Consider the following 24,076-nt stretch of genomic DNA (forward strand, 5'->3'; position numbering starts at 1 on the left):
CTAATGCACTTTTACCAGTAACCTAAAAATTTCCACCATAAACCACCAATAAAAATCCAAATTAGTAAGTTTACAACGCTAACTACAAAACCTGTTTTCCACCATTCGCCTAAAGTTGTGTAACCGGTTCCAAAAATAATAGGTGCAGTACCTGTTCCATAATGGGTTAACGACATCATTAATGAAGATGAAAATCCTAAAATTAAAGCCCATAACATCGGTGGTGCATCTAATGCAATTCCGGCAATGTAAAAGGCACCAAACATAGCAGTAATATGAGCGGTTGTACTTGCAAAGAAGTAATGGGAATACACGTAAATGAGTAGTAATATTAATACACCTAAAACCCAATGCAAGCCTAAATTACCGATTCCGCTTCCTACGGTATGTGCCAACCAAGAAACCAAGCCTAGTTTTCCTAAAAAACCAGCCATCATCACCAACGCGGCAAACCAAACAATGGTATCCCAAGAACCTTTGTTTGATAAAACATCATTCCAAGAAATTACGCCGGTTATTAATAAAATTGCTAAGCCAATAAAAGCAGCTGCCGTTGGCGGTACCTCAAATTGTTCTCCAAAAAACATTGCTGGAATACCGGCCCATAAAAATAATAAGATGGTAAAAACCCCCATGGTTATTTTTTCGGGTAAAGAAATAGGCCCTAATTCTTTTAGTTTTTCTTTTGCGAATTGTGGGGCATCTGGTGTTTTTTTAATTTCTGGTGGATATAAATAGTAAATTACAATTGGAACAATAAATAATGAAAATAAAGCAGGAAGCAAGGCTGCAACCGCCCACATGCCCCAAGTTAATTTAAAGCCTGAACCTTCAAAAATTAAACTTACAACTAATGGATTAGGAGCTGTTGCGGTTATAAACATGGCTGATGTTATAGGATTGATGTTGTAATTTACCAATGCCAAATATTTACCAATTTTATTAGCCGATTCATCTTCAGGTTTAGAATTAAAACTTACAGCGATTGATCGCATAATTGGGTGAATAATTCCACCGCCTCGCGCGGTATTACTTGGTGTTACAGGAGCAATAATGGTTTCTGAAAAACCCAAGGCATAAGCGATACCTAATGTGTTTTTTCCGACTAAGGATATTAAGAAATAACCAATTCGAGAACCTAACCCGGTTTTACTTAAACTAATCGAAATCATAACCGAGATTCCGATCAACCAAATTAAATCGTTAGAAAAACCACTTAACGCATCTGCTAATGCAGCTTTTGGATTACCTGGGTTGGTAACTTATGTAATGGCTACCAATGCAATAGCAACGATTGAAATACCACCAATTGGTAAAGCTTTACCAATAATTGCTGCAATTGTGCCAACAAAAAGGGCTAGTAATTGCCAAGCATTTTCACTTACGCCTTCTGGAACCGGAATAACAAACCAAATTAATAAAGTTATGCCAATTGCAATTAAGGCTGGCATTGTTTTAACGGGGGTTAACTGATAAGCCATATTGTTTATTTATAGTTATCATTAAAACGCAATTCCTATATAAATAATATGTAACAACCCAAATATTAGTTGTATAGCAATTAATATTTAAAATATCACGTCTGTATTTATCTTGTTTTTACGGATTAACATCTTGTAAATGCTTCGAAAATAAAATAGCTACATCTTTTTATATTAAGAATTTACTCCTGCAATAAACCGACTAAAGTCATTTTTTTTTTAATATGTATCAATTTTATGTTATTTTTGCTGAAAATATCTTTTATTAGGTGAGTAACTCTAACAAATTAAAAATACTAAATGATCCTATTTATGGGTTTGTAACTATTCCAAATAGTTTGATCTATGACATAGTACAGCATCCTTATTTTCAGAGGTTGCGTCGTATTAGTCAGATGGGTATGTCATTTTTAGTTTTTCCGGGAGCTCATCATACACGTTTTCACCACGCCATTGGCTGCATGCATTTAATGCAAAAGGCTGTTTATTCTCTTCGTTTTAAAGGCGTTCAGATTTCTGAATCTGAAGAAAATGCCCTTTATATTGCTATTTTATTACACGATATTGGTCACGGTCCGTTCTCACATGCTATGGAACATTCTATAGTTGAAGGGGTGCATCATGAACAATTGTCGTTGCGTTTTATGCATGAATTAAACGAAACGTTTAACGGTCAGTTAGATTTAGCTATTCAGGTGTTTAAAGGCGAATATCCACGTCAATTCATGATTCAATTAATATCTTCTCAATTAGATATTGATCGCTTAGATTATTTAAAACGTGATAGCTTTTATAGCGGTGTTGCCGAAGGAAATATTAATTCGGAGCGCATCATTCAAATGCTAAATGTGGTTGATGATGTTTTGGTGGTAGAAGAAAAAGGTATTTATTCGGTAGAACATTTTTTAGTGAGTCGCCGTTTAATGTATTGGCAAGCTTATTTTCATAAAACCAGCTTAGTTGCCGAACTTATTTTAACCAAAGTTTTTAATCGAGCAAAAGAATTGGCCCAAAAAGGACAACTTGTTCCTTGTACCAAACCGTTGCAGTATTTTTTAAACCGCACGTTAACACAGGAAACATTTTCTAAAGAAGATTTATTTCAGTTTTCACTTTTAGACGATTCGGATATAATTGCAGCAATTAAAACTTGGATGTTTGAACCCGATTATGTGTTGTCAGCTTTAAGTAAGATGATTATTAATCGCGATTTACTTAAAATAAAGATGCTCACCGACAAAGTTTCTAAAGAAAAAGTTGACGAGTTAAGACAAAAACTAATACAACAAACCGATATAACAGCCGAACAAGCTAAATATTTAGTTTTTAGCGGTAAAATAAAAAATCAGGCTTATAATTTAGAAGACGGACCTATTTATATAAGTGATAAAAAAAATCAAATTAAAGATGTTATCATGGTTTCCGATCAGTTAAATTTAAAAGCTTTAACTAAACCAGTAACAAAATATTATCTGTGTTTTCCGAAATCACTTTTAGAAAACTAGATTTAAATAAATTTTATATTTTTGCTCAAAATGAAATTCACAGCAGAACAAATAGCAAACGTTTTAGGCGGTACGGTAGAAGGAGATGCAACCATTGAGGTTGATAAATTATCTAAGATTGAAGAAGGTGAACCAGGTTCTTTAACGTTTTTAGCAAACCCAAAATACAACCATTACATATATACAACCAAAGCAAGCTTAGCCATTGTTGCTACAACTTTTGAGGCAACTCAAGCTTTAGATGTTACCTTAATTCGTGTTGAAGATCCGTATAAATCATTTACACAATTACTTGAATATTACAATCAGGTAAAATTAATGAAATCTGGGATTGAACAGCCTTCTGTAATATCAGAAAACGTAACTTATGGTGACAATTTATATTTAGGAAGTTTTGCTTACATTGGTAAGAATGTTGTAATTGGAAATAATGTTAAAATTTATCCAAATACATTTATTGGAGATAATGTAACTATTGGCGATGATACCATTCTTTTTGCTGGCGTTCGCGTGTATTCAGAAAGCGTAATTGGTAAACATTGTGTAATTCATTCAGGAACTATTATTGGTTCTGACGGATTTGGTTTTGCACCATTAGAAGATGGAAGTTATAAAAAAGTTCCTCAAATTGGTAACGTGATTTTAGAAGATCATGTAGAAATTGGTGCAAATTCAACTATTGACCGCGCAACTTTAGGTTCAACTGTTATCAGAAAAGGCGTAAAGTTGGATAACCATATACAGGTAGCGCACAATGTTGAAATTGGCGAAAATACGGTAATTGCATCGCAAACCGGTATTGCAGGTTCTACAAAAATTGGTAAAAACTGCATTATTGGTGGTCAAGTTGGTATAGTAGGGCATATTACTATTGGTAATAATGTTCGTATTCAAGCACAAACAGGCGTAAGCAGAAGTGTAAAAGATGGCGAAGCCATTCAAGGAACACCAGCATTACCATACAACGCGTATAACAAATCTTTCATCCATTTTAAAAACTTGGATAAAATTGTAAAAGACATAAATAACCTTAAAAAAAATAATAAACTAGATTAATCATGGTTAAACAAACAACCATTAAGGAGCCAATCTCTTTAGAAGGAGTTGGGCTACATACTGGGCAAAACGTTAAAATGACATTCAAACCTGCACCAATTAACAACGGATTTACATTTGTTCGTGTTGATTTAGAAGGTGCACCCGTTATTGAAGCAGATGCAAATTATGTAACTACCACACAAAGAGGTACAAGTTTAGAAAAACGTGGTGTTAAAATTAATACTACAGAGCACGTACTTGCAGCTTTTGTTGGTTGTGACATTGATAACGTTATTATTGAATTAAATGCATCAGAACCTCCAATTATGGATGGTTCGTCAAAATACTTTGTTGAAGCGATTGAAAAAGCAGGCATTGTAGAACAAGATGCAGAACGTAAAGTTTATGTAGTAAAAGAAGTGATTTCGTACGTAGATGAAATATCGGGTAGTGAAATTACAATTATTCCAGCGGATGAATATTCTATTACTACCATGGTAGATTTTGGTACCAAGGTTTTAGGTACACAAAATGCCAATTTAAAATCAGTATCACATTTTAAAGACGAAGTTGCAAACAGCCGTACATTCTCATTTTTGCATGAATTAGAAGGTTTATTAGCTAACGGATTAATTAAAGGTGGCGATTTGAACAACGCTATTGTTTATGTAGATAAAGAAATATCTGACGAAACAATGGGGCATCTTAAAAAAGCTTTTGATAAAGAGCAAATTTCAGTAAAACCTAACGGAATTTTAGATAATCTAACCTTGCATCATCCAAACGAAGCTGCGCGTCATAAATTATTAGATGTTATGGGCGATTTAGCATTAATTGGTATGCGTATCCAAGGTAAAGTTATTGCCAACAAACCTGGCCATTTTGTAAACACTATGTTTGCTAAAAAAATGGCTAAAATCATTAAAAACGAGCTTAGAAATTACGTACCATCATACGATTTGAATAAAGAACCGCTAATGGACGTAACAAAAATTATGGCGATGTTACCACACCGTTATCCGTTTTTATTGGTAGATAAAATTATTGAAATGACCGACAGCCAGGTGGTTGGAGTTAAAAATGTTACCATGAATGAAGAATTCTTTCAAGGGCATTTTCCAGGAGCACCTGTTATGCCAGGCGTTTTAATAGTTGAGGCTATGGCGCAAACGGGAGGAATTTTAATTTTAAGTTCGGTACCAGACCCAGAAAATTACTTGACATATTTTATGAAAATAGATAATGTTAAGTTTAAACATAAAGTTTTACCTGGTGATACATTAATTTTTAAATTAGATTTATTATCACCAATTAGAAGAGGAATTTGTCATATGCAAGCCAATGCTTATGCAAATGGTAAATTAGTAGCAGAGGCCGAATTAATGGCTCAAATTGTAAAAGTGAATTAATTTTTTTATTATGAATCAACCTTTAGCATACGTTCATCCAGGAGCAAAAATAGCTAAAAATGTAGTTATCGAGCCGTTTTCAACCATTCACAACAATGTTGAAATCGGAGAAGGTTCTTGGATCGGATCTAACGTAACTATCATGGAAGGTGCAAGAATCGGGAAAAATTGTACAATATTTCCAGGTGCAGTAATTTCAGCTGTACCTCAAGATTTAAAATTCGGTGGCGAAGAATCTTTCGCTATTATAGGTGATAACACAACCATTCGCGAATGCGTAACTATAAACAGAGGTACTATTGCTTCTGGCCAAACCGTAGTAGGTAGTAATTGTTTAATTATGGCTTATGCACATATCGCTCACGATTGTGTAGTAGGCGATCATGTAATTATGGCAAATGGTGTTGCGCTTGCAGGTCACGTAACGGTAGGTAACTATGCTGTTATTGGTGGTTTAGCAGCGGTGCATCAGTTTATTTCAATCGGAGATCATTCAATGATTTCTGGTGGTTCTTTAGTACGTAAAGATGTACCTCCTTTTACAAAAGCAGCAAATGAACCGCTTTCATACGTAGGTATTAATTCAATCGGATTAAGACGTAGAGGATTCTCGACAGAAAAAATTAGAGAAATTCAAGACGTATATCGTATTTTATACCAAAAAAATTACAACAATTCGCAAGCAATAGATATTATTGAAGCAGAATTAGAAGCAACTCCAGAACGCGATGAAATTATTACTTTTATTAAAAACTCATCAAGAGGTGTAATGAAAGGCTATACATCATCATTAAGTAAAGACTAATTTTTAAATTAATTATTAAATAAAATTATAAAATGGCAACTACAGCTGATATTAGAAACGGTTTGTGTATTAAATACAACAATGATATTTATAAAATCACTGAATTTTTACACGTAAAGCCAGGTAAAGGTCCTGCATTTGTTAGAACAAAAATGAAATCGGTAACTAACGGAAAAGTTTTAGATAATACTTTTTCGGCTGGGCATAAAATCGACGTTGTACGTGTAGAAACACAATCGTACCAATATTTGTATGCTGAAGGTGATGATTTTCACTTCATGAACACAGAAACATACGAACAAATTACTTTACCAAAAAGTGCTTTAGATTCACCAGAGTTATTAAAAGAAGGTACTGTAGTTATGGTTCAAATTAATACAGAAACTGAGATGCCTTTAGCAGTAGATATGCCAGCTTCTATTATTTTAGAAGTTACTTATGCAGAGCCAGGAGTAAAAGGTAATACAGCTACAAACGCAACTAAACCAGCAACGGTTGAAACAGGAGCAACAATTAATGTACCTTTATTTATTAACGAAGGAGATAAAATTAAAATTGATACTGCTACCGGTGCTTACATGGAGCGTATTAAAGAATAATTTACATACATTATGAAGTTTCAAAAACCGCAAACATTAGAAGCTATTGCTCAATTAATTGATGCAAAGTTTGTTGGCGCAAATGATTATCCGGTACTGGGCATGAATGAAATTCATGTGGTAGAACCCGGAGATATTGTTTTTGTCGATCATCCAAAATATTACGATAAAGCCTTAAATTCAGCAGCAACCATTATTTTAATCAATAAAGAAGTTGCTTGTCCAGAAGGTAAAGCCTTATTAATTTCTGATGATCCGTTCCGAGATTTTAATAAAATTTCTAAGCATTTCAACCCATTTGTACCAGCAACAGCAGTAATAGCATCTAGTGCAAAAATTGGTCAAGGAACTGTAATTCAGCCTAATGTATTTATAGGTAATAATGTAGTAATTGGTGATAACTGTTTAATTCATCCAAACGTAATTATTTACGACAACATTACCATAGGTAACAACGTTATAATTCATGCAGGTACCGTTTTAGGTGCTGATGCGTTTTACTATAAAAACCGCCCTGAAGGGTTTGATCAGCTGTTGTCTTGCGGTACTGTAGTTATTGAAGATCATGTTACATTAGGAGCTCTTTGTACCATTGACCGAGGGGTTACAGGTAATACAACAATTGGTGCCGGAACAAAAATTGATAATCAAGTGCACGTTGGGCACGATACGGTTATTGGTAAAAAATGTTTAATTGCATCACAAGTTGGTATTGCAGGTTGTGTAGTTATTGAAGACGAGGTAACATTATGGGGCCAAGTTGGCATGACAAGCGGTATTACAATCGGGAAAAAAGCTGTAATATTAGCACAATCTGGTATTTCTAAATCTTTAGAAGGAGGTAAAAGTTATTTTGGATATCCTGCTGAAGAAGCTAGAGATAAATTAAAACAAATTGCAAACGTAAAACGCATTCCAGAAATTCTTAACAAATTAAAATAAGATAAAATGAATGTAACCGACATTGTACTTAATTTTTACAAAACAGATGCACTAACTAATCATCACGCAATTGTTGCGCTTTTACATGATGACTTAGAAGTAACATGGTATTCAACCGAAGGGTATCTTCACTTTAATAAAGAAGAATTAATAGATTATACCATTAAATTAGAAAAAGCATATAGCAAATCACGTTACGATATTACACATGTTTTGCACGATAAAAATCAAGTAGCTTTGCGTTACACGCATTACGTTTCGCCAATTGATAATCCCGAGCAAGAATTAATTTTAGCGCATTTTATGGGAATTTGGGAAATAAAAGACCAAAAGCTCTATAAAGCATATGTAATGAGTCAAAGATAATTTGAATATTTTTGTTCAAAAGTATCTAAAAATCGTTCAATAAGTTGTATATTTAGACTTTAAAATAATACTTGCAAAACAATAATAAACAAACAATAATAATAATTAAGTTATGAGCGTTTTAGTAAATAAAGATTCTAAAATAATTGTTCAAGGTTTTACAGGAAGTGAAGGAACTTTCCACGCTTCTCAAATGATTGAATACGGAACTAATGTGGTAGGTGGAGTAACACCAGCAAAAGGTGGAACAACACATTTAGATCGTCCAGTTTTTAACACAGTACAAGATGCTGTAGATACAACAGGAGCAGATACATCTATCATTTTCGTACCGCCAGCATTTGCTGCAGACGCTATTATGGAAGCTGCTGCTGCTGGTATTAAAGTAATTATTTGTATTACTGAAGGTATTCCAGTTGCTGACATGACAAAAGCAAACCAATACGTAAAATCTAGAGAAAACTGCCGTTTAATCGGACCAAATTGTCCAGGTGTTATTACTCCAGGTGAAGCTAAAGTTGGTATTATGCCAGGTTTTGTATTCAAAAAAGGTAAAGTAGGTATCGTATCTAAATCTGGTACTTTAACTTATGAAGCTGCTGACCAAGTTGTTAAACAAGGTATGGGTATTACAACTGCAATTGGTATTGGTGGTGACCCAATTATTGGTACTACAACTAAAGAAGCAGTTGAACTTTTAATGAACGATCCAGAAACTGAAGCAATCATTATGATTGGTGAAATTGGTGGACAATTAGAAGCTGATGCAGCTCGTTGGGTTAAAGCAGACGGTAACAGAAAACCAGTAATTGGTTTTATAGCTGGTGAAACAGCTCCAAAAGGACGTACAATGGGTCACGCAGGTGCTATTGTTGGTGGTGCTGATGATACAGCAGAAGCTAAAAAACGCATTATGAGAGAAAACGGTATTCACGTTGTAGATTCTCCAGCAGAAATTGGTAAAAAAGTAAAAGAAGTTTTAGGATAATTATCTTAAAACCCACAATAAAAAAGCAGATTCCTATATAGGAATCTGCTTTTTTATTTGATTTAACTTCTCAATTTGCAATTCTATTAAATAGTAGTATCTTTGCACATTATTATCACGAATCTCACAGAGATAGCAACCTGCAACAACAAGCAAGGTGCTAAAAAGATAAGCCAAGATTTTGGAAAAAATGTTGAAATTGCTTCTCTGTAGTTCGTTTATTTATATGTTATGAATTCAGAATTACAAAACAACAAAAAAGCATCTTTCATTAGTTTAATTCCTTTTGCTTTTTTTATTTTTTCCTTTTTAGCTTTTGGTATAATAACCGAAAGTTTTTATACCATTCCATCACCAATAGCAGTAATAATAGGTATTGCATCCGCCGTGCTATTATATAAAGGCGCAATTAACGATAAAATGGAAACCTTTATAAAGGGTTGTGGCGATAGCAAAATTATAACCATGTGTATTATTTATTTATTAGCAGGTGCTTTTGCAGTTGTAACTAAATATATTGGTGGGGTAGATGCTATTGTAAATTTAGGTCTAAATTATTTTGATTTGCGTTTTTTACCTTTAGGTGTTTTTCTTGTTGCTTCATTTTTATCAACTGCATCCGGAACTTCGGTTGGTTCAATCGTTGCTTTAGGCCCGATTGTTATGGGATTTCATGAGGTAACTCCAGAATTGTTGCCTTTATTAGCTGGCGCTTTACTTGGCGGATCTATGTTAGGAGATAATCTTTCTATGATTTCAGACACAACCATAGCTGCAACGCAATCTTTAGATTGTGATTTAAAAGATAAATTTAAAGTAAACCTTTATATTGCTTTACCAGCAGCCGTTGTTACGGTTATTATTTTATTATTTATAGGATTTACCGCACCAAATATTACAGCCGAATTACCCGTTGTAGCAGTAAATTATTGGACAATAATTCCGTACCTATTGGTAATTGTATTAGCAATTTTAGGATTAAATGTTTTTGTTACCTTATTTATTGGTATTCTTTTTTCTGGGCTAATCGGATTTAGTTTCGGAAGTTTAAATTGGATTACTTACTGCACCGAAATTTATAATGGATTTTTAAGCATGATCGATATTTTTTTACTGTCTTTGCTTACTGGTGGATTAGCAGCTATGGTAGAAAAACAAGGCGGAATAGCATTTTTAGTTTCTAAAATTAAAAAATTAATTAAAACGCCAAAATCAGCTCAGGTTGGTATTGGAGTAATTACTTCGTGTATTAATTCAGCTATTGCAAATAATACCGTATCAATTGTAGTTGCAGGGCCAATTGTAAAAGATATTTCAGATGAATATCAAATCGATAATCGTAAATCGGCAACCATAATGGACATTTTTTCATGTATTATTCAAGGCTTGTTACCTTATGGGGCACAAGTTTTATTGTTGTTGAGTTATGAAGGTACACAACTAAGTTATGGTCAACTTTTTATTTCTTCTTTCTACTTGTATATTTTATTAATTTTTACCCTAATTGCTATTTATTTTAAACCAGTAGATAGATATTTATCTAAAATGAGATAACCGTGCAATAAATATTTTTTTTGCCGTTATATAGATGATTATGTATAATTATTAAATTAAAATTATGTTTCAGTGGTATAAAAAGGTAGTTTTTGAAAACTACGCAAACTTTAATGGAAGGGCAAGAAGAAAAGAATATTGGTATTTTGCTTTAGCAAATATAATCGTGTCTTTTGTAGTTGGTTTTATTTGCGGACTATTAAGTTTACCAGATGCAATTATGAGTGCTTATTCTTTAGTTATTTTAATTCCAAGTATTGCAGTAGCTGTTAGAAGAATGCATGATGTAAATAAAAGTGGTTGGTTTGTTCTAATCCCTATTTATAATCTAATTTTAGCTTGTACTGAAGGAACAATTGGAGATAATAGATTCGGAAAAGATCCTAAAGGAAAAGGAGAATCAATCGATGATATTGGAACTCAACAATAATATAATAAAAAAAGCCTCGAATTTCGAGGCTTTTTTTATTACTTAATTTCAATTACAAATTCTTCTTTAGGTAATCTAACTTTTTTCATTGGGCCAACCCAATCTTTTTCAGCATCAGCATAACCCACGTACATTAAAACAACGCTTTTAAGGTTTAAATCGTGTAGTTTTAAAACATCATCAATTACTTTTTTATCAAATCCACCCACGGGTGTAGTATCAACTTTTAATTCGGCAGCTTGCGCCAGGGCTAAACCTAAAGCAATATAAACTTGATTGGCTACGTGGTTATGATTCTCTGCATCAGAAAGGCTTCCAAACTTAGCTTTAATTTTGTCTGTATAGCTATTAAAACGTCCTTGTGGCAAACCGCGTTCTGAAGTAGTTAAATCATAAATGTAATCAATTCTTTCAGGCGTATATTTGTCCCAACCAGCAAAAACAAGCAAATGCGAGCAATCGCGCATGCATTCAGGGTTTAATGATCCTTCAACTAATTTTTCTTTAATTTCTTGGTTTTCAACAACAATAACTTTAAAAGGTTGTAAACCGGATGATGTTGGTGCTAAACGTGCTGCTTCAACTATTTTATCTATATTTTCTTGAGAAACTTTTTTGGTTGCATCATATGCTTTAACAGCATGTCTCCAATTTAAATTTTGAATTAATGTCATACTAAATAATTTTTATACAAGTTACGATGGATTCTTATTTTTAAAAACAAATCAACCATTATTTATCACGCATCTTATTTAGAACTTTATATATAATTATTATATTTGTTGCGAAATAAAAACTAAATCTATATGAAATTGTTAGAAGGAAAAACAGCAATTATTACTGGTGCTACGCGTGGTATTGGTAGAGGAGTTGCTGAAGTTTTCGCAAAACAAGGTGCGAATGTGGCTTTTACATACAGCTCGTCTGAAGAAGCTGCCAAAACATTAGAAAATGAATTATCAGCTTTAGGTATTAAAGCAAAAGGATATAAATCTAACGCTGCAGATTTTAATCAATCTCAAGAATTGGTTGATGCAGTTTTAGCAGAATTTGGTACTATTGATATTTTAATCAACAACGCAGGTGTTACTAAAGATAACTTATTAATGCGTATGTCTGAAGAAGATTTTGATTCGGTTATTGATGTAAACTTAAAATCTGTTTTCAACATGACCAAAGCCGTACAAAAAACAATGCTTAAAAACCGCAAAGGTTCAATTATAAACATGAGCTCGGTAGTTGGGGTTAAAGGTAATGCCGGACAAACAAACTACGCAGCATCAAAAGCTGGAGTTATTGGTTTTTCTAAATCAATCGCGTTAGAATTGGGTTCTCGTAATATTCGTTGTAACGTAATTGCTCCAGGTTTTATTGAAACCGAAATGACAGCTAAATTAGCGCCAGAAGTAGTAAAAGGTTGGGCAGATGCAATTCCTTTAAAACGTGGCGGATCTGCAGAAGATGTTGCTAACGTTTGCGTTTTCTTAGCATCAGATATGTCAGCTTATGTAACCGGTCAGGTTATTAATGTTGATGGCGGTATGTTAACATAATTAAAAAGATAAGTTTCATTTTTACAATTATTTGATTTATTTTCACAAAAGCCAAATCAAATTTTTTTTAAAATGATGCAAACGCAAACCTTATTAATAATCGCAGCTGTTGCGGCAGCGTTTGGATTATCTTATTTACAATATATTTTTAAAGCTAAAACAAAACGAACGTACGTTTATGTTTTAGCTTTTTTGCGTTTTATAAGCTTTTTATTGGTGTTTGTTTTACTTATAAACCCAACTATTACAACTAAAACCCAACAAACAGAAAAGGTTGTTTTACCTGTTTTACTAGATAATTCTCAATCTATAAAAATATTAGATAGCGCTTTTACACAAACCAATTGGGTAACTTATTTCAAACAGCATAAAGCACTTAATGCAAAATATAACGTACAAGTTTATCCGTTTGCAAAAAATATTGAATTAGAAACCGATTCTTTAAGCTTTGCTGGGCGAGAAACGCAAATTGCACAAGCTGCCATAACCTTAAAAGGTTTATATAAAAATTCGCACCATCCGGTTTTGTTAATATCCGACGGAAATCAGACGCAAGGTTCCGATTATGTTTTTGCTTTTTCACCCAATAATACCGTATATCCGGTTGTAGTTGGAGATACAGCTTTTGTTTACGATGCGCAATTAACCCACGCACAAACTAATAAATATGTTTATTTAAATAATGAATTTCCGATCGAAGTTTTTGGCTATGTTGCCACACAAGTTCCTACAACAGTTAATTTGGTTGTTACCGAAAGCGGAAAGGTTGTTTATAAAAAACAAATAGAAATTACACCCAATAAAAATGCCATTGCCGAGGTGATTTATTTAAAGGCACAAGCTGTAGGTGTAAAAAAATATAAAGTTGAGTTACAAAGTAAACTACCCGAAAAAAACATACAAAACAACAGTAAAGTTGTTGCTGTTGAAGTAATTGATCAAAAAACGAATGTTGCCTTGCTTAGCAACATCATGCATCCCGATTTAGGTACATTAAAAAATGCAATCGAAAAAAACGAACATCGCAAAGTAAGCCTTTTAAAACCTGATCAGGTACAATCGCTGCAAGCATATGATGTTGTAATTTTATACCAGCCCGATGCAGGTTTTGCTAAAGTTTGGGATGAAATAGAAAAAAAACAATTGAATTATTGGCTTATTGGTGGTTTGCATACCAATTACAATTGGCTCAATCAAAAGCAAAAAGATTTTCAGTTTCAATTCTCTAATCAAAAAGAAGCATATGCCGGTCAAATTAACCCCAATTTTACTGTTTTTGAACCGCCTAATTTAGCATTTGATGCCTTGCCGGGCTTAGATATGCCTTTCGGAACATTTAAGCCCCAAACGCAGCAAAATACCTTATTGTATTTAAAAATAAAAGGAATAACAACCCATTTGCCTTTGCTCACGTTTACTGAAGTTCAAAATAAACAGAAAAAAAGTTATTGGTTTGGTGAGAATTTATGGAAATGGCGGATTGAAACAGCCGATCAGAATTCGTATTTTGATGAATTAATTAATAAAATTGTTCAATATTTAGCCATTCAGCAGCCCAAGCAAAACTTATTGGTAGATATAGATCCGATTTACAATCAGAACGAAACCATTCAGGTAACTGCTCAATATTTTAATAAAAATTTAGAATACGATGCGCAAGCGGTTTTAGAGGCCAATTTAGAGCAACTTACAACCAATAATAAAACGAAGCTTGTTTTTACCTCAGCAACCAATCAAGCGATTTTAAATCTTGAAGGTTTAGATCCTGGTGTATACCAAATTCAAGTAATCGAACCTAAAAGCAAAACGCAAATATCCAAAACATTCGAGGTGCTTGCTTTTAACCCAGAAAAACAAGCGTTACAAGCCAATAAACAACAATTACAAGCTTTGGCTAATCAATTTAAAACAAGCTTGTATTACAGTCAGAATATAGAAGCTGTTATTCAAGATTTACTTGCTAATTCAGATTATGTGCCAACACAGCATGAAAGTAAAACTCAAAAAAGCTTGATAGATTGGCGTTATATTTTATTACTTATTTTGATTTGCTTTACTGCCGAATGGTTTTTACGTAAATACAACGGATTAAAATAAATGTTATAAATAAAAAGCAACCGCAGCATTGCGGTTGTTTTTTTTGTTTCTGTAATTCATAATAACTTAAATATAAAGTAAAATGTATTTTTTAAAACAGAAAAGAATAGGGGTGAAGTGAAAATAAAGCAACAACATTTTTAATTAGCTATAAAATAGAGTATTTATTTTTTGTTCATATTTTTAATTAACTGTTGCAAAAAATATTCATTTAAAAACTTTTTAAGTTTTAATTATTTGTAATAGTTGTTTGTAATATTTTATTATGGTTAAAATAATGCAAGTTTTGTTTTAAGTAAATATAAATAATAAGAATGAGTAAAATTTTGTTGTGTAATTTTTGTGTATTTGTAAAATTTAAAACAAATCGTTTTTTAGAAGGCCAAAATCATATTAAGGGTTTTTTTTGAACAAAAATCAATATAGATTTTATTTATAATAAAAAACTAATTAGCATATAATCAAAATAATAAGCATATTTATATCAACTAAAAGTTTAAGTAAATTAAATCAGTAATTACTCTTGGTTTTTATATAATTTAATTTTGTAAAAAGATGCTTTGTTCAGGTTTGTTTTATAAAATGTCTTATTTGTGCATTTGTTGTTTTTTAGTTTTATGAATTTATTTTTTATTCGATGTCGTTATTGTGTAAAATAAAATTAAATGCTAATCATATTTTTTTGTAAACTTCTAACAGAACAATTTAAAATTTGTTACAAAAAATTTTACCTTTAAATTGTATTATGTGCTACTTTAAATTGATTTATTTAATTAGATATTTTAATTATTTCAAAGTGAGATATTTCTTAATTAATTATTAAGTTTATGCTAACTATAATCTCACTAAAAATGAATAAAAAAATTACTACGCTATTTAGCTGCCTTTGTTTTTTATCAGCAGCTGCTCAACAACAAGCTTATTTTACTTCAAACCCATCTTTAAGCCCAGACGGAAAAACAGCTTATTTTAGTTACGAAGGAGATATTTGGAAAGTAAAAACATCGGGCGGAAATGCATCTCGTATAACCGCTTTACCGGGTGAAGAAATTAATCCGCGTGTTTCGCCAGACGGAAAATGGTTGGCATTTAGTTCAAACCAATTTGGTAATTACGATGTTTTTGTGATGCCCATTCAAGGCGGACCAATTAAGCAACTAACTTTTCATCAAGCAAAAGATGATGTAGAAAGTTGGTCGTGGGATAACGAAACCATTTATTTCACATCAACTGCAAATAATAATTACGGCAGTTATAAAGTAAATGTTAATGGCGGTACGCCTCAACCTTTATTTAGCAATTATTTTAATACAACCAATGGATTAGTTGAAACGCCAGCGGGCGAATTTATTTTCACCAATTCAACCGAAAGTTCAAATCAGGTTGCTCGTAAACGATATAAAGGTGAAAATAACCCCGATTTACTCGCTTACAATCCTAAAACAAAAGCATTTAAACAATATACCGATTACAACGGAAAAGATTTTAATGCATCGGTTGATAAAAACGGTGTTATTTATTTTATTTCTGATGAGAATAATGGCGAATACAATTTGTATAAAATTGAAAATGGCATCAAAACAGCACTTACGCAATTTGATTCTTCAATAAAAAAACCTTCGGTTTCTGCTGACGGATCTAAAGTTGTTTTTGAAAAAGATTATCAATTGTATTTGTATGATGTAGCAACAAACAGCACCAATCCGATTTCGGTTCAGGTTAATACCAATCCGGTTTTAGCAAAAGATAAAAGTTTTACTGTGGCAGATGATATTTCGTACTTCGATGTTTCTCCCGACGGAAAAAAATTAGCTTTTGTAAGCCGCGGAATTGTTTTTGTTTCTGATCTAGAAGGTAAGTTTGTAACCCAAATTACCAACGGTAAAGAACGTGCTATGGAAGTAAAATGGTTGAAAGACAATAAAAACCTGCTATTTAATCAAACCAACAACGGGTACCAAAATTGGTTTACGGTAGAAGCTACCGGTAAAGGTTTACCCAAACAACTAACAAACGATTTACGTAACAACCGTGATATTGCGTTTAATAACGATTTAACCGAAGCGGTTTATTTAAGCGGTCGTGACGAAGTACGTTTATTAGATTTAAAATCGTTTAAATCTAAACCGATTGTAAAAGATGAATTGTGGGCCTTTCAAAATTCTGCACCTTCGTTTTCACCTAACGGGGAATATGTTTTGTTTACAGCCAAGCGCAATTTTGAGTTAGATATTTTTGTGCATCATATCAAAAAAATCAAACAATTAATTTAACCAACACCAGCGTTACCGAAACCGATGCAGTTTGGTCGCCAAATGGTAAGTACATTTATTTTACGAGCGATCGTATCAATCCGTCTTATCCATTAGGAATGCAAAATCCAAGCGTTTATCGTTTTGCTTTAGATTGGTTTAACGATCCGTTTAAATCCGATCAGTTTGATAAGTTATTTGAAGAAGAAAAGAAACTAGATAAAGCAGAAAAAAAACAAGAAAAAGAAGCGTTTAAAGCGCTAACGGTAAATGCTGATGGTGTTTTAGAACGTGTAGAACGCGTTTCTGACCGTTTCGGTAACCAATCATCTCCACAAGTTTTTGAAGATGGCAAAAAAGAAGTTGTGTTTTACAACACCAACCAAGAAAACGGCAAATACCAATTGTACCGCAAAACGTTTGTAGATTTTGATGAAACTAAAAACGATAAAATATTTAATCGTGCCTCGTATCAAATTTTAAAAAACGATAAAAACGTTTACTTTTTAAGCGGTGGCAACATTTATAAAATGGGAATTAACGCCACCAATCCGGAACAAATTAAAATAAACCATGCGTTTACTAAAAACCTGAATAATGAATTTGTACAAATGTACGATGAAGCATGGGCTGGGGTAGAAGAGAATTTTTATGACGAAAATTTTCATGGTTTAGATTGGCAAGCCAAAAAAGCACAATATGCAGCTTTTTTACCTTACGTTACCAATCGTAACGATTTACGTATTTTATTAAACGATTTGTTGGGCGAATTAAATTCGTCGCATTTAGGTTTTTCATCATCAGGTAAAGAAGAAGAAAAGCAACTTACCTATTTTACCAACGAAACCGGAATTGTTTTTAAAACAGATAATCCGTTTGAGGTAGAACGCGTGGTGCGTAAATCGCCAGCATTTGCACAATCGGTTGATGTTTTGCCTGGCGATATTTTAGTTTCGGTTAACGGTGTGAAAATAGACTCAAGCCAAAATCGTGATGCATATTTTACAACACCAACCAAGCAAGATGAATTAGTTTTAGAATTTAATCGTAACGGTAAAGTAAAAACTGCCAAAATTCATCCCATATCAAACGCGGCTTTTAAAGGCTTGTTATATGATGAGTGGATTGCTGCTAACAAAAAACAAGTTAATGAGCTTAGTGATAATAAAATAGCGTATTCGTACATGAAAAATATGGGGACGGCTGAATTAGAATCGTTTTTGTTGGATATGGTTGAACAAGAAAACCAAAAAGAAGGATTAATTTTAGATTTACGATTTAACACCGGCGGAAATGTGCACGATAAAGTACTTAACTTTTTAGCACAACGTCCGTATTTACAATGGAAATACCGCGAAGGTCAATTAACCGTACAACCTAACTTTGCTCCTGCAGGTAAACCAATTGTTTTACTTATAAACGAATATTCATTAAGCGATGCCGAAATGACAGCTGCTGGGTTTAAAGAATTGCAATTGGGTAAAATTATTGGTCAAGAAACGTACCGTTGGATCATTTTCACTTCAGCAAAAGGATTGGTTGACGGATCGTCGTACCGATTACCTGCTTGGGGAACTTATACGTTAGCTGGTGATAACCTTGAAAAAACAGGGGTTGCGCCAGATATTTATGTAAAGAATACGTTTGTTGATCGTTTAGAAAATAACGATCCGCAGTTAGAACGTGCAGTGCAAGAAATTTTAAAAGATTTAGCCAAATAGTTTTTTATGAAAATTGATGTTAAGGCAAACTTTTGTTTAGAATTGGTTACCATACAGGATGCGCCAGCTATTTTTGATATTATTGCTACTCAAAAATTGTACTTAGGGCAGTGGTTGCCATTTATAAAACATACCAACCAAGTAAGCGATACCGAAAATTGGATTGCCAGTTTGTTGCAAAAACCAAAAGAAGCTTTAGAATTTACATTTGCTATGAAAGTGAACCAGCAAATAATTGGCTTAATTTCTTTATTACGGACCGATTTGGCAAACAATAAAACTGAAATTGGTTATTGGGTTTCAGAAAGTTTTTCTGGACAAGGGTTTACAACCTTAGCAACCCAAGCTATTTGTAATTATGCTTTTAATACGTTGCATTTTAACAGAATAACCATTAAGTGCGGTAGTTTAAATTTTGCAAGCCAAGCCATTCCTAAAAAATTAGGATTTACTTTTGAAGGAATTGAAAGGCAAGCCGAACAATTGCAACCTAATTTATTTCATGATTTGCATGTTTTTTCACTTTTAAAAAGTGAATATCAGTCCATAACATTCAACTGCGATTAATTAACTAATTTTTAATAAACTTTTTGTTTACAATAAAATAACCCCAGAAATAGGTTCTGGGGTTATTTTATTGTAAACAAATCACTCGTAATATTAAATTAATTTTAACTTTTGTAAAATCGTTTTTTTACTTTCTCAAAGCCCTTATTTTTGCATCAGCTAAAACATAATAACCATGAACGATTTAAAAGATTTTGCTGAAGAGTTAAATGAAATTAATGAAGCTTTGGAAAATCAGCAACCTGATGCTGATCATTTACTTTATGATTTAGAAAAAAGAGTTGAAATAGCAATGGATATGGAACACGATCCGAAAGCTATTTATCGCTTTGAAAAACTTTTACATAAAATTCAGAACACAAAAAAAGAATTTGATTTTTATGACGAAAATACCATTATGGATTATATGTTTCCGAATGGGCAAGACGAAGATTAAAGCACATTGATCTTTTAATTAAAAATCCCGTGGTTGTTGTGGACCCGGGATTTTTTAATTTACTACGTTTTACTTTGGTAAAGTAAAAAAACTTAAGCTATATGCAGGTATTTTTACTATTCCTTTTTTTACGTCTTTACCAATAATTTCTGGCAATTCATCGGCTTCTGTAATAGCAAGTTTATTTCCGTTTAAAAAAACTTCAGTTCCTTCTAATTTATCTGATGTTAATGTAAATTGTTTTGCATTTTCAGATAAGTTTAATTCAATTTCTTTCTCATTTGTATTAATAACTAACAAAGTTAGGCTGTTGTTGGTGTTTTTTGTGTTGTGCGCAAATAAGTAAACTCCAGGTTCGCCTTTTCCTGCCTCATAAACTTCGGTTCCCATTAATTTAGACCAAAGCAAAGCAGCCCAATAATTGGGTTTAGGTAGGTAAGTACTTTGATCTAATAAGCTGTAAATTCCTGCTGCTAAGGTATTGTACATAATTATCTGAACGCCTTTTTTAGCTAAAGATCCGTGTTGGTATAATATCTAAACGAATCTAAATATGTTGCTGAATACGGATCACCGCCTGCAGCAGCTTGTGCTGTTTCTGTTATCCAAATTGGTTTACCTGGCATAAACTTGTCACGCATTCCGGCATAAAAGGTTTCTACGGTATCCGTTTTAAATAACCAAGCTTCTGTTAATGCATCTTTCGCTTTTATTGTAAATGGCCCGCTTTGCATCATTCTAATTGATGCAGCTCCATAAAAATGATATGAAAAAACATCAAATTTAGCTTCTGGTTTGGCAGATAATAAAGCTTCGGTTGGTAAAATGGTCATACCAACTCCTTGTAAAGTTACGGTAGGCGAGCCCTCGCCAACCGAACTAGGACCTACGGTTAACATATTAGGAACGCTATCTTTCGCCCATTTGTTAAATACACGAACATCGGCAGCAAAGTTATTGGCATCATATTTTGGATTAATATCCCCACCAGCTGTTGGCATGGTTGGTTCATTAAATAATTCGGCTGCATCTATTTTACCGCCTAAACTTTTGGTATAATCTAATAGTTTTTGAGCTTCAACGGGCGTCCAAACGCCATTTTTATCACGCACCCCGTTTGAAACTGCGAAGGAAGTAATTAATTTGTTATCTAAATTTTTAACAAAATCTACAACGCCTTTCCATTGCTTTTGGGTAACTACATTTGCAAAACCTTTTGGTGCTGGAGCCGGTGGTAAATCGTTATCTTGAAAATAAATGGAATTGGCCCAGGTTCCGCTAACGCGAACATAAGCTGGTCCTAAACCTTTTGCCATGTTTACCAATCTTTTATTTGTTAAATCGATTGGTTTTAGCTCCTGATACAAATCTGGATTTTTTTCTGAAACGTTGTATGTTGAAACCGATTGGGCTGTTGGTAGCGCTTTCATATCTTTATACGGTTTCCAGAAGCCACCACCGATAACTTCGACCATTTCGACATTGTATGATTGATAATATTCGCTTACCGTTCCAATCTGTTTCATTTCCTTTGGATTAATTGCTGGTTGTTTTTCTGAATCTTTTTTATCTGTTTTGTTACATGAGGCAAGCATGGTTATGATGCAAACGCAATAAATTCCTTTACGTATCATACTTTTAAGTTTTAGTTATTGTATAAAACGTTTGCATGTTGTTGTAAATTATATAGTTGCGGTTTTTATATAAATAATGTATCTAAAAAGATAAATAATTATATCTATAAAAATAGGTTCTCTATAAAATATGTGCGAAATTTACTTTTTGTAAAAACTTTACATTACTTCATATTATATTTTAATGTCATCACACAAAACGATAGCTAAAAATACAATGTTTTTGTATATACGAATGTTCCTTATTATGGGAATAACCTTATATACATCACGTATTGTTTTAGAACAACTAGGCATTTCTGATTATGGAATTTATAGTTTAGTTGGCGGTGTGGTTGCTATGTTTGGTTTTTTTAATGCAGCTATGTCAAGTGCTACACAGCGATATCTTTCTTATGATATTGGTCGGGGCGATAAATTTCAATTACAAAAAACATTTAGTGCTACTTTAACCTTACATATTGGGATTGCAATTCTTGGTTTTGTTTTAGCAGAAACTATTGGTCTTTGGTATGTTAATTTTAAAATGGTTGTTCCTGATGATAAATTATTTTCTGTAAACATTGTTTATCAATTTTCAATTTTAACTTTTATTGTTGGTATAATTCAGGTGCCATATAATGCATTAATAATTTCACATGAACAAATGAAAGTTTATGCATACATGAGTATTATTGAAGTGATATTAAAGCTTGGAGCAGTTTATATTTTAATTTTCTTCCCTTCTTACAAATTGATTGTTTATTCTATTTTAATTTTTGCCGTTTCTTTTTTGATAAGTTTATTTTATCAAATGTATTGTCGAAAAAAATATGAAGAAAGCATTTTTAAATTTGAATATGATAAAAAATACTACAAAGAACTTATTAGCTATTCTGGATGGAATTTGTTTGGTAATATTGCTTGGATCTCAAAAAATCAAGGAGTTAATTTAATTATTAATCTCTTTTTCGGGACTGTTCTTAATGCATCATATGCAATAACAAATCAAGTAACAACCGCTATCAGCCTTTTTGTATCTAATTTGCAGACAGCATTTAACCCTCAAATAATAAAAAAATATTCCCAGCAAGATTATGTTGGGACACAAAACCTTATTTTTCAAGGCTCAAAGTTTTCTTATTTATTAATTTTATTACTTATAATGCCAATATTATTAAATACAGATTATATTTTAAAGTTATGGTTAAATGAAGTGCCTGATTATACAGTTGTATTTGTAAAATTAGCATTGTTAAATGTTTTGATAGAAAGTTTATCAGGAACTTTAATGACTGGTGCTCAAGCAACAGGCAAAATAAAATGGTACCAAATAATAATAGGTACATTAATTTTTTTTAATTTACCTTTAGCGTATTATTTTTTAAAATTAAATTTCTCTCCTCCTGTTATTTTTAAGATAAGTAATATTATATCTCTTATTGCTTTATTATGTAGATTGATAATCTTAAATAAAACACTAAAACTTAGCTATAAGTTATATTTTAAAAATGTACTACTAAAAATAGCTTATATATCTTGTTTTGCAGTAATCTACTATTCCTTGTATATAAATTTTTTTAAGGAAAGTATAAGTTTTATTAGATTTATACTTGATTCAAGTTTTTGTGTTTTAATTTTAATAATACTTATCTATCTTGTTTGTTTTAATAAAGCTGAAAAAAAAGAAATAGGACTATATATAAAAAATAAAATAAAGTGAATAAAATCAAATCAATAATAAAATCAATACTAAGGCCTTCATATCATAAAATTATTCTTATTTATAATTTTATTGTAGATTTTAGGCTATTTAAAAAGTACTCGCTTGCATTTAATTCAAAATCATTATTAAATAAAGAAGCTAATTTAATTTTAAATTATCATTCAATAGAAAAAGGAATGTTGTTTAAAAATATGAAAAAAGGATTTGGTGCAGAAAGAATAAAAAAATTACATGTTATTTTAAATGATTCAGAAATAATAGAAAATATTAATAGAAGTCAAATAAGAGTTGGATATCAAGTTGTTTGTCAATACTATGAATTGCACCAAGAAAAAGCTTATAATATTGAAGAATTGTATAGCAAACAGCAATATTTAAAATATAAAGGGATATTAAACAGATATTACGATAAAGATTTTAAAGGAACTTATAGCTGGAATAATAAAACTTTTTATAATAATGTTTATGAAGATTTTAAAACTTTTTCTTCATCTCGAAAAAGTACGAGAGATTTTACTGGAAAAATAATTGAAATCGAAAGGATTAATAATGCCATAGAACTAGCAAATAATGCTCCTTCTGTTTGTAATAGGCAAGCTAGTAATGTTTATTTAGTAGAAGATAAAATTAAAATTGACCAGCTTTTAGAAATTCAAGGGGGTTTAACAGGTTATACTAAAAATATTTCTCAGTTATTAATTTTGACGAATGATAGAAGTTTTTATTATACAGTTGGAGAAAGAAATCAATTTTATATTGATGGAGGAATTTATTTAATGAACCTACTATATGCGTTACATTATTATAAAATTGGAAATTGTCCTGCTAATTGGGGTAAAACTATTGCTGATGAAAATAAGCTTAGTAAAATAATTTCAATTCCTAAATCCGAAAAAATAATATGTTTTATTGCTATTGGCGATCTTGTAGAAAATTTTAATACAACGTTATCTGCTAGAAGACCTTTTACTGAAAATTTTTTTAAAATCTAATT

General features: G+C 32.1%; 19 protein-coding genes, 2 pseudogenes and 1 riboswitch. Of the genes and pseudogenes, 17 read left to right on the forward strand and 4 right to left on the reverse strand.

Annotation, left to right across the window (positions count from 1 at the left end; genetic code table 11):
- Positions 1–11 precede the first annotated feature (11 nt).
- Positions 12–1,481: pseudogene (locus tag K5I29_RS03640) on the reverse strand (anion permease).
- 269 nt (positions 1,482–1,750) lie between these two features.
- On the opposite strand from K5I29_RS03640, the gene K5I29_RS03645 reads away from it, so the two are divergent.
- The 10 genes from K5I29_RS03645 to K5I29_RS03690 all read left to right on the forward strand — a co-directional run bounded on the left by K5I29_RS03645 (position 1,751) and on the right by K5I29_RS03690 (position 11,117).
- Positions 1,751–2,986: an HD domain-containing protein gene (locus K5I29_RS03645; protein WP_264434492.1), complete on the forward strand. Its 1,236-nt coding sequence runs from the start codon at positions 1,751–1,753 to the stop codon at positions 2,984–2,986.
- Between the two features lie 30 nt (positions 2,987–3,016).
- A complete protein-coding gene (lpxD, locus tag K5I29_RS03650) occupies positions 3,017–4,042 on the forward strand; it encodes a UDP-3-O-(3-hydroxymyristoyl)glucosamine N-acyltransferase (protein ID WP_264434493.1) in 1,026 nt (341 codons plus the stop codon).
- A 2-nt stretch (positions 4,043–4,044) separates the two neighbouring features.
- Entirely contained in the window at positions 4,045–5,433 is a 1,389-nt protein-coding gene (locus tag K5I29_RS03655) for a bifunctional UDP-3-O-[3-hydroxymyristoyl] N-acetylglucosamine deacetylase/3-hydroxyacyl-ACP dehydratase (RefSeq protein ID WP_264434494.1), read from the forward strand.
- A 10-nt stretch (positions 5,434–5,443) separates the two neighbouring features.
- The gene (gene lpxA, locus K5I29_RS03660; RefSeq protein ID WP_264434495.1) at positions 5,444–6,238 is read left to right on the forward strand and encodes an acyl-ACP--UDP-N-acetylglucosamine O-acyltransferase; all 795 of its coding nucleotides are present in this window, start codon (positions 5,444–5,446) and stop codon (positions 6,236–6,238) included.
- Positions 6,239–6,270: 32 nt separating this feature from the next.
- Positions 6,271–6,837, forward strand: coding sequence for an elongation factor P (gene efp, locus K5I29_RS03665; protein WP_264434496.1), 567 nt, complete (start codon positions 6,271–6,273; stop codon positions 6,835–6,837).
- A gap of 12 nt (positions 6,838–6,849) precedes the next feature.
- Positions 6,850–7,779, forward strand: a complete 930-nt coding sequence (locus K5I29_RS03670) for a UDP-3-O-(3-hydroxymyristoyl)glucosamine N-acyltransferase (protein WP_264434497.1) — start codon at positions 6,850–6,852, stop codon at positions 7,777–7,779.
- Between the two features lie 6 nt (positions 7,780–7,785).
- Positions 7,786–8,145, forward strand: a complete 360-nt coding sequence (locus K5I29_RS03675) for a nuclear transport factor 2 family protein (protein WP_264434498.1) — start codon at positions 7,786–7,788, stop codon at positions 8,143–8,145.
- Between the two features lie 112 nt (positions 8,146–8,257).
- A complete protein-coding gene (sucD, locus tag K5I29_RS03680) occupies positions 8,258–9,133 on the forward strand; it encodes a succinate--CoA ligase subunit alpha (RefSeq protein ID WP_264434499.1) in 876 nt (291 codons plus the stop codon).
- Between the two features lie 107 nt (positions 9,134–9,240).
- Positions 9,241–9,334: riboswitch (SAM-I-IV-variant riboswitch) on the forward strand.
- A gap of 30 nt (positions 9,335–9,364) precedes the next feature.
- The gene (locus K5I29_RS03685; protein WP_264434500.1) at positions 9,365–10,687 is read left to right on the forward strand and encodes a Na+/H+ antiporter NhaC family protein; all 1,323 of its coding nucleotides are present in this window, start codon (positions 9,365–9,367) and stop codon (positions 10,685–10,687) included.
- A 64-nt stretch (positions 10,688–10,751) separates the two neighbouring features.
- The gene (locus K5I29_RS03690; RefSeq protein ID WP_264434501.1) at positions 10,752–11,117 is read left to right on the forward strand and encodes a DUF805 domain-containing protein; all 366 of its coding nucleotides are present in this window, start codon (positions 10,752–10,754) and stop codon (positions 11,115–11,117) included.
- A gap of 38 nt (positions 11,118–11,155) precedes the next feature.
- Here the strand turns inward: K5I29_RS03690 and K5I29_RS03695 are convergent, their stop codons facing one another.
- The gene (locus K5I29_RS03695) at positions 11,156–11,791 is read right to left on the reverse strand and encodes a nitroreductase family protein (RefSeq protein ID WP_264434502.1); all 636 of its coding nucleotides are present in this window, start codon (positions 11,789–11,791) and stop codon (positions 11,156–11,158) included.
- A gap of 132 nt (positions 11,792–11,923) precedes the next feature.
- Here K5I29_RS03695 and fabG point away from each other — a divergent pair, with 132 nt between their 5' ends.
- The 5 genes and pseudogenes from fabG (at position 11,924) to K5I29_RS03720 (ending at position 19,743) form a co-directional block, all read left to right on the forward strand.
- Complete coding sequence (gene fabG, locus K5I29_RS03700; RefSeq protein WP_264434503.1) at positions 11,924–12,670, forward strand: 3-oxoacyl-[acyl-carrier-protein] reductase; 747 nt, start codon at positions 11,924–11,926, stop codon at positions 12,668–12,670.
- A gap of 72 nt (positions 12,671–12,742) precedes the next feature.
- Positions 12,743–14,767 (forward strand): hypothetical protein, encoded by a 2,025-nt coding sequence (locus K5I29_RS03705; RefSeq protein WP_264434505.1) that lies wholly within the window; start codon positions 12,743–12,745, stop codon positions 14,765–14,767.
- Positions 14,768–15,618: 851 nt separating this feature from the next.
- Positions 15,619–18,740 (forward strand): annotated as a pseudogene (locus tag K5I29_RS03710) (S41 family peptidase).
- A 6-nt stretch (positions 18,741–18,746) separates the two neighbouring features.
- The gene (locus tag K5I29_RS03715) at positions 18,747–19,307 is read left to right on the forward strand and encodes a GNAT family N-acetyltransferase (protein WP_264434506.1); all 561 of its coding nucleotides are present in this window, start codon (positions 18,747–18,749) and stop codon (positions 19,305–19,307) included.
- 175 nt (positions 19,308–19,482) lie between these two features.
- A complete protein-coding gene (locus tag K5I29_RS03720) occupies positions 19,483–19,743 on the forward strand; it encodes a hypothetical protein (protein ID WP_264434507.1) in 261 nt (86 codons plus the stop codon).
- A gap of 69 nt (positions 19,744–19,812) precedes the next feature.
- Here the strand turns inward: K5I29_RS03720 and K5I29_RS03725 are convergent, their stop codons facing one another.
- Positions 19,813–20,232, reverse strand: coding sequence for a hypothetical protein (locus K5I29_RS03725; RefSeq protein ID WP_264434508.1), 420 nt, complete (start codon positions 20,230–20,232; stop codon positions 19,813–19,815).
- A 23-nt stretch (positions 20,233–20,255) separates the two neighbouring features.
- Positions 20,256–21,377, reverse strand: coding sequence for a glycosyl hydrolase family 79 N-terminal domain-containing protein (locus tag K5I29_RS03730; RefSeq protein WP_264434509.1), 1,122 nt, complete (start codon positions 21,375–21,377; stop codon positions 20,256–20,258).
- A 247-nt stretch (positions 21,378–21,624) separates the two neighbouring features.
- Here K5I29_RS03730 and K5I29_RS03735 point away from each other — a divergent pair, with 247 nt between their 5' ends.
- On the forward strand, positions 21,625–23,079 hold the full coding sequence (locus K5I29_RS03735; protein WP_394358584.1) for an MATE family efflux transporter: 1,455 nt from the start codon (positions 21,625–21,627) through the stop codon (positions 23,077–23,079).
- Positions 23,076–24,074, forward strand: a complete 999-nt coding sequence (locus tag K5I29_RS03740) for a nitroreductase family protein (RefSeq protein WP_264434510.1) — start codon at positions 23,076–23,078, stop codon at positions 24,072–24,074. Before K5I29_RS03735 ends, K5I29_RS03740 begins: the two co-directional genes overlap by 4 nt.
- Positions 24,075–24,076: the final 2 nt, after the last annotated feature.

It is taken from the genome of Flavobacterium agricola, from assembly GCF_025919725.1.
Lineage (GTDB): Bacteria > Bacteroidota > Bacteroidia > Flavobacteriales > Flavobacteriaceae > Flavobacterium > Flavobacterium agricola.

Bases quoted from the DNA above. Each gene is read 5' to 3' on its own strand.
- sucD (WP_264434499.1), top strand. From the start codon at position 8,258: ATGAGCGTTTTAGTAAATAAAGATTCTAAAATAATTGTTCAAGGTTTT.
- fabG (WP_264434503.1), top strand. From the start codon at position 11,924: ATGAAATTGTTAGAAGGAAAAACAGCAATTATTACTGGTGCTACGCGT.
- K5I29_RS03720 (WP_264434507.1), top strand. From the start codon at position 19,483: ATGAACGATTTAAAAGATTTTGCTGAAGAGTTAAATGAAATTAATGAA.
- K5I29_RS03715 (WP_264434506.1), top strand. From the start codon at position 18,747: ATGAAAATTGATGTTAAGGCAAACTTTTGTTTAGAATTGGTTACCATA.
- K5I29_RS03685 (WP_264434500.1), top strand. From the start codon at position 9,365: ATGAATTCAGAATTACAAAACAACAAAAAAGCATCTTTCATTAGTTTA.
- K5I29_RS03690 (WP_264434501.1), top strand. From the start codon at position 10,752: ATGTTTCAGTGGTATAAAAAGGTAGTTTTTGAAAACTACGCAAACTTT.
- K5I29_RS03730 (WP_264434509.1), bottom strand. From the start codon at position 21,377: ATGATACGTAAAGGAATTTATTGCGTTTGCATCATAACCATGCTTGCC.
- K5I29_RS03735 (WP_394358584.1), top strand. From the start codon at position 21,625: ATGGGAATAACCTTATATACATCACGTATTGTTTTAGAACAACTAGGC.
- K5I29_RS03670 (WP_264434497.1), top strand. From the start codon at position 6,850: ATGAAGTTTCAAAAACCGCAAACATTAGAAGCTATTGCTCAATTAATT.
- K5I29_RS03725 (WP_264434508.1), bottom strand. From the start codon at position 20,232: ATGTACAATACCTTAGCAGCAGGAATTTACAGCTTATTAGATCAAAGT.
- K5I29_RS03655 (WP_264434494.1), top strand. From the start codon at position 4,045: ATGGTTAAACAAACAACCATTAAGGAGCCAATCTCTTTAGAAGGAGTT.
- K5I29_RS03675 (WP_264434498.1), top strand. From the start codon at position 7,786: ATGAATGTAACCGACATTGTACTTAATTTTTACAAAACAGATGCACTA.
- K5I29_RS03695 (WP_264434502.1), bottom strand. From the start codon at position 11,791: ATGACATTAATTCAAAATTTAAATTGGAGACATGCTGTTAAAGCATAT.
- K5I29_RS03705 (WP_264434505.1), top strand. From the start codon at position 12,743: ATGATGCAAACGCAAACCTTATTAATAATCGCAGCTGTTGCGGCAGCG.
- efp (WP_264434496.1), top strand. From the start codon at position 6,271: ATGGCAACTACAGCTGATATTAGAAACGGTTTGTGTATTAAATACAAC.
- lpxD (WP_264434493.1), top strand. From the start codon at position 3,017: ATGAAATTCACAGCAGAACAAATAGCAAACGTTTTAGGCGGTACGGTA.
- lpxA (WP_264434495.1), top strand. From the start codon at position 5,444: ATGAATCAACCTTTAGCATACGTTCATCCAGGAGCAAAAATAGCTAAA.